General features: G+C 43.0%; 4 protein-coding genes. 2 read left to right on the top strand and 2 right to left on the bottom strand.

Annotated elements, in window-relative coordinates; all coding sequences use genetic code 11:
* Window positions 1–578: 578 nt before the first annotated feature.
* Entirely contained in the window at window positions 579–1,013 is a 435-nt protein-coding gene (locus O9324_RS19555; RefSeq protein ID WP_193960976.1) for a CAAD domain-containing protein, read from the bottom strand.
* A 325-nt stretch (window positions 1,014–1,338) separates the two neighbouring features.
* On the opposite strand from O9324_RS19555, the gene O9324_RS19550 reads away from it, so the two are divergent.
* The gene (locus O9324_RS19550) at window positions 1,339–1,542 is read left to right on the top strand and encodes a DUF433 domain-containing protein (RefSeq protein WP_043995753.1); all 204 of its coding nucleotides are present in this window, start codon (window positions 1,339–1,341) and stop codon (window positions 1,540–1,542) included.
* Between the two features lie 9 nt (window positions 1,543–1,551).
* Here the strand turns inward: O9324_RS19550 and pcrA are convergent, their stop codons facing one another.
* A complete protein-coding gene (gene pcrA, locus O9324_RS19545; RefSeq protein ID WP_288141069.1) occupies window positions 1,552–3,873 on the bottom strand; it encodes a DNA helicase PcrA in 2,322 nt (773 codons plus the stop codon).
* A gap of 326 nt (window positions 3,874–4,199) precedes the next feature.
* Between pcrA and metK the strand changes: the two genes are divergently transcribed.
* Window positions 4,200–5,450: a methionine adenosyltransferase gene (gene metK, locus O9324_RS19540; RefSeq protein WP_288141068.1), complete on the top strand. Its 1,251-nt coding sequence runs from the start codon at window positions 4,200–4,202 to the stop codon at window positions 5,448–5,450.
* Window positions 5,451–5,655: the final 205 nt, after the last annotated feature.

The raw sequence follows: 5,655 nt of genomic DNA, 5'->3' as shown, positions 1-5,655 counted from the left end.
TCCCCCTACTTAGGGTGATCAGCAAACCTGAGCGATCGGAGGGCGCAAGCATTGCGCCCCTACAGTAACGGATTTTGTCCACAATGTAGGGGCGAACTGCGTTCGCCCAAAAGGTACATTATCAAAGCGCAAGTCCCTTAGGAGTCAGTATTCTCCGAGTCGGTCGTCAGGAGAATTAAGAATGAGCATTAATCAATTAAATGCTCTATTTAGGGATTTTAGGCAATTTTGTGCTTATTTTTCTCATTTTTGCCTTTTCAAAAATTAATTAGGGTTTGCTGAATAAATTTGAAATGTAGGCAAGGTAGCGGTTTTGTGGCTTTTCTCGCGAAACAGGTGCAAGATTTTGAGAGAATCCTGCTTCTAAACCTTGCGTCTTCATCGGCCCGCGTCCTGTAGGGGCGAAGCATTCGGGCAATAACCTATCGGTGAAACCGGAGATTTTCTATCCGAATGCTTCGCCCGTACTTTTTGCCGCAAACCCTACTTATGCAAGAACTCTAGTGTAAGCTGTTGTGCAAAAACAAAAGAGTTGAGCGGAAACACTCAACTCCTTTGTTTTTTATGCTTGATTCTATCTATAAAGTGTTATTGTGACTGCCAAAAACTTGCGCTTTTAGTGCATCAATTTCGGCTAATAACTCGCGACGATTTTCATCCTTGAGCAGATAGCGCCAGACAAACCAACCAGTGTAAACGATCCCAACTAATTGTAGGATAGGAGCAAGGAGGGGAATATCATCGATCGCATCTAAAACCGCTAGGGTAACTTTCACGGTGACAAAACTCGCTAAAATTGCCCCCAGAACGATTAAAGGTTTTTTGTATCCAGAGAAGAAACTACCGATATAATCGGGGACATTAGCCAGATAGGACATTACCGAATCCCAAACTGGTTCTACATATTCAGACCAAATCTGTTCGGTGCTGCTGCTGCTGCTGGGTTTGCTCAGAGACCCAGGTAAATCTGTTCTAATCGGATTTTGTGTTTCGGTGGGTTGCATTGATTCCATATTAACTGATCCTCATCATAAAGGTTAGACAGTGCGCGAATACGACCAACGGGGGTCAATTTTAACAGACTGAATAGACTAACTCGCTGTTGCCCATATTATCGGATAATTGCGATAGTAGGCGGAAAGTTTCTCAACAACTATTAAGAATCAAGGATTTAGCTTCTCAATTTTATCGTCAGTCTGACCGCAATTCTCTATTTTAACAGCAGGTAGCGATCGGAGTTGAGGAATCAGGGGGTGTCAGTTGGGTGTTAGGGATTGGTTGTTAGGATTACCAGATAAGATAATTAAATGCAGACTAAATATCTTCGAGATGCGTTCTATGGACTCAACAGTTAGCTTGCTTACCCGCATTACTCAAACACCTGGCCAGTGTGGTGGTCGTCCTTGTATTCGGGGGATGCGAATTCGAGTAACGGATATTTTGGAAATGTTAGCGGAGAATGTGAGCATAACTGAAATTCTAGAAGACTTTCCCGATTTGGAACTCGCAGATATCCAAGCTTGTTTACTTTTTGCAGCTTAAGGTCCTTCTCTATTCCTGGATAAGTTGCATGGGTGCGGTGCGAGGATCGATGATTTTCTGACCTAAACCCGAAAATTTGACCGCTAGATTCATTTTTTTGCCCGTACCGAGGATATGGGTCACTTCTCCTTCTCCAAAAGTAGAGTGTAATACTCGATCGCCTACCTGCCATTTTCTTTGATCAGAGACAGTTTTTTCCATGGCAACCACTTTTGGGGTCTTTTTCGGTTTCAGGTTGCTTGTGAGCAATTCTGGGGGCAATTCCTGCAAAAATTGGGAAGCTACCTTAGTCTCTTTATTCCCCCAGACGTATCTTTCTTTTGCGTAGGTTAAAAATAATTGTTCCTTGGCCCGAGTCACTCCCACATAACACAAACGGCGTTCTTCCTCAAGGGCAATGGGATCGTTTAAACTACGATTATGGGGAAAAATGCCCTGTTCTAAACCGACTAAAAAGACGATAGGAAACTCTAAACCTTTGGCCGAATGAAGGGTCATTAACGAGACTTTTTCTTGACCTTCCTGAAGATTATCTAAATCCGAGGCTAAACTAGCACTAGCGAGAAATTCCCGGAGATTGGTTTCTTCGTTTTCCTCTTGGAATTGTACCACAGCGCTATACAATTCTTGAATATTCTCGATCCTGGTATCAGCTTCCTCGGTTCCCTGCTGTTTTAATTCATCAATATATCCCGAATTTTCCATGATTTGGTCTAGGATTTCACTAGCGGATAAATCGGTGATTTTTTCTTGCAGGTTTTGGATAATTTTAGCTAACTTATTGATGCTTTTAGTGGCACGACCAGCGAGAGTATTAACGGAAGTTTCATCGCTGATAATTTCCCATAAAGGTACTCCTAATTCTTGGGCAGCTTTGAGCAAATTATCGATTGTGGTTTTACCGATACCGCGCCGGGGAGTGTTAATAATTCTCAGTAAACTAACGGTATCGGCAGGATTGGCAATCACTCGTAAATAAGCGATCGCATCTTTAATCTCCTGTCGATCATAAAATTTAAATCCCCCGACAATATTATAGGGGATATTATTGCGAATTAACCCATCTTCAAAGGGACGAGATTGGGCATTAATTCGGTAGAGAATGGCAAAACTACCCCAATTTAATTCGGGGTTTTCTTGGGTAAATTCTCTGATTTTATCGATAACAAAAGCCGCTTCTTCCTGTTCATCTCTGGCTTTAAAAACATAGATACTCTCGCCACCTTCTCTGGTGGGAACAAGGACTTTATCGATTCTTTGACTATTCTTTTCAATTAATTTATTGGCCGCTTGCAGAATATTTTCCCGTGAACGATAGTTTTCCTGTAGTTTCACCATCGTGCGAGTATCATCATCGGGTAAACCATCGCCAAAGTCCGCTTGAAAATTGAGCAGAATAGTGAAATCTGCCATCCGAAAACTATAGATAGATTGGTCAGCATCACCCACCACAAAAATCGATCGATCCGTCCAATTCCACTCACTTTTTTTCGTTTCACCATTGGTGGACAAAAGCCGAATTAACTCGTACTGAATCTGGTTAGTATCTTGGTATTCATCGACTAAAATATGCTTAAATTGCGTGTGCCAATAACCGAGAATAGATTCATTTTGCTGAAAAAGACGGACTGGAACCAGTATCAAATCATCAAAATCTAGGGCGTTATTTTGTGCCAATTGCATCTGATAAGCCTGATAAACCTCAGAAATGACCTTTCCCCGAAAATGAGGGTTTTCTCTGGCGTAATCTGTGGGGGTTAAACCTAAATTTTTGGCATTACTAATCGCATAACGTAGATTGCGAGCATCAAATTTTTTATCGTCCAAATTCATCTGTTTAGTGACGATATTTTTCACCAAACTCTGGGCATCAGATTCGTCCATAATTGAGAAATTCCTTTGCCAACTATGACCATATTCATCCTGATATTTATTAATGTCATAGCGCAAAATCCGACCGCAAAGACTGTGAAAAGTCCCAATCCAGAGTTTTTTAGTATAATTCCGATAAACTTGAGAAAAGAGTTTTTTCTGTTCGTATTCTTCCAAAAGTTCTAATCTTTGACCGTATTTTTCCTGTGCTTTCTGTTGAGCAAAAGTTTTTTCAATTCTAGTTTTCATTTCCCGGGCCGCCTTATTGGTAAAAGTGACCGCGAGAATATTTTCCGGATCGACCCCGTGATGACGGATCAAATGGGCGATACGATAGGTTAAAGCGCTGGTTTTTCCCGATCCTGCTCCAGCAACCACCAACAAGGGGCCGCAAAAATGCTCCACAGCAATGCGCTGAGAAGGATTGAGTTGTTCTAAATAATCGGCTGTGACTGTCATAATCTTGGCATATAGCTCTGCGACCTGTATTACTCAGGCTACATCATCGAGACGAGGATCGGGCATTAGTCAACCCCTTGAAGAGATAAAAATTTTTTGGGACAGTTTCTTTCAAATCGTTCAAGATTCTAAGTTGTCCTCTACAATGGAATTAGCGGAGACGCAAGTTTCCGTTCACTCCTCACACCACACTCCGTCCGGACAATGTTCGGGCGGTTTCTTATTGAAAATACTCGATCTCTACAAATTCCCTGTTACACTGTATTATCAAAGATTTCTTGGAATCTTTTTTGCGTTCAAATGTACTACTATGTGAGGGACATCACTTGTCTAAACGTTATTTGTTCACCTCCGAATCGGTTACAGAGGGACATCCCGATAAAATTTGTGACCAGATTTCTGATACTATTCTCGATGCTCTGTTATCCCAAGATGACCACAGTCGTGTAGCGGCTGAAGTGGTTGTCAATACAGGGTTAGTCTTGATTACCGGTGAAATCACCTCGAAAGCACAGGTTCACTTCGTCGATTTAGTTCGCAAGAAAATCGCTGAAATCGGCTATATCAACGCCGATAACGGCTTTTCCTCGAATAGTTGCACGGTTTTAGTCGCTTTAGACGAACAATCTCCCGATATTTCCCAGGGTGTCACGGCTGCTCAGGAAAATCGCGAACTTCTCAGCAATGATGAACTCGATAAAATTGGTGCGGGAGACCAGGGTATTGTCTTCGGTTTCGCTTGCAATGAAACCCCCGAATTTATGCCCTTACCGATTAGTTTAGCCCACCGCATCGCTCGCCGTCTAGCGGCAGTCAGAAAAACGGGTGAACTGTCCTATCTGCGTCCCGACGGTAAAACGCAAGTATCGGTCATTTATGAAAATGGTCGTCCCGTGGGTATCGATACTATCCTTGTTTCTACCCAACACGATGCTACTATCGGCGATATCACTGATAATGATCTCGTCCAACAAAAGATTAAAAGTGATCTCTGGAAAGCGGTAGTAGAGCCTGTTTTCAGCGATTTAGAGATTAAACCCGATGCCAACACCCGTTATCTGGTTAATCCCACCGGAAAATTCGTCATTGGTGGACCCCAAGGCGACGCAGGATTAACGGGACGGAAAATTATCGTCGATACCTACGGTGGCTATTCTCGTCACGGTGGCGGTGCTTTCTCCGGTAAGGATCCTACCAAAGTCGATCGCTCTGCAGCATACGCTTGCCGTTATGTGGCTAAAAATATCGTCGCTGCTGGTTTGGCCGATAAGTGCGAGATTCAAGTGGGTTACGCGATTGGGGTAGCTCGTCCGGTGAGTCTCTTCGTGGAAACCTTTGGCACTGGCAAAGTCGCTGATGATGTGATTCTGGACTTAATCAATAAATACTTTGAACTTCGTCCGGCCGGTATTATCCACACCTTTAACCTGCGCGGTTTACCCTCGGAAAGAGGCGATCGTTTTTACCAAGATGTGGCCGCTTATGGTCATTTTGGTCGCAATGATCTCGACTTACCCTGGGAAAAGACCGATAAAGCCGCTATCCTCAAAGAAGCTTTGACTTCTGTGGTACTATAGGGTTAGAAATTAACTGCAATTTTTGATTGAGGAGTAGAGTTTCAGGCTCTATTCCTTTTTTATACTATTAGGGGTCGAGAAGGTCGTCACCGACCTCCCCTCCCATTCAGAACCGTGCATGAGACTTTCACCTCACACGGCTCCTAGTTTGACTGTTCCCTTGTTAGGGATACAACTTGACTTCTTTTGGTTGCCATCTTGGCTT

This window comes from Microcystis sp. LE19-84.1B (assembly GCF_027531875.1).
GTDB classification, from domain to species: domain Bacteria; phylum Cyanobacteriota; class Cyanobacteriia; order Cyanobacteriales; family Microcystaceae; genus Microcystis; species Microcystis panniformis.
The sequence above is the reverse complement of the archived record's forward strand: the minus strand, read 5'-3'. Positions and strand labels throughout refer to the sequence as shown.

Bases quoted from the DNA above. Each gene is read 5' to 3' on its own strand.
- O9324_RS19550 (WP_043995753.1), top strand. From the start codon at position 1,339: ATGGACTCAACAGTTAGCTTGCTTACCCGCATTACTCAAACACCTGGC.
- O9324_RS19555 (WP_193960976.1), bottom strand. From the start codon at position 1,013: ATGGAATCAATGCAACCCACCGAAACACAAAATCCGATTAGAACAGAT.
- pcrA (WP_288141069.1), bottom strand. From the start codon at position 3,873: ATGACAGTCACAGCCGATTATTTAGAACAACTCAATCCTTCTCAGCGC.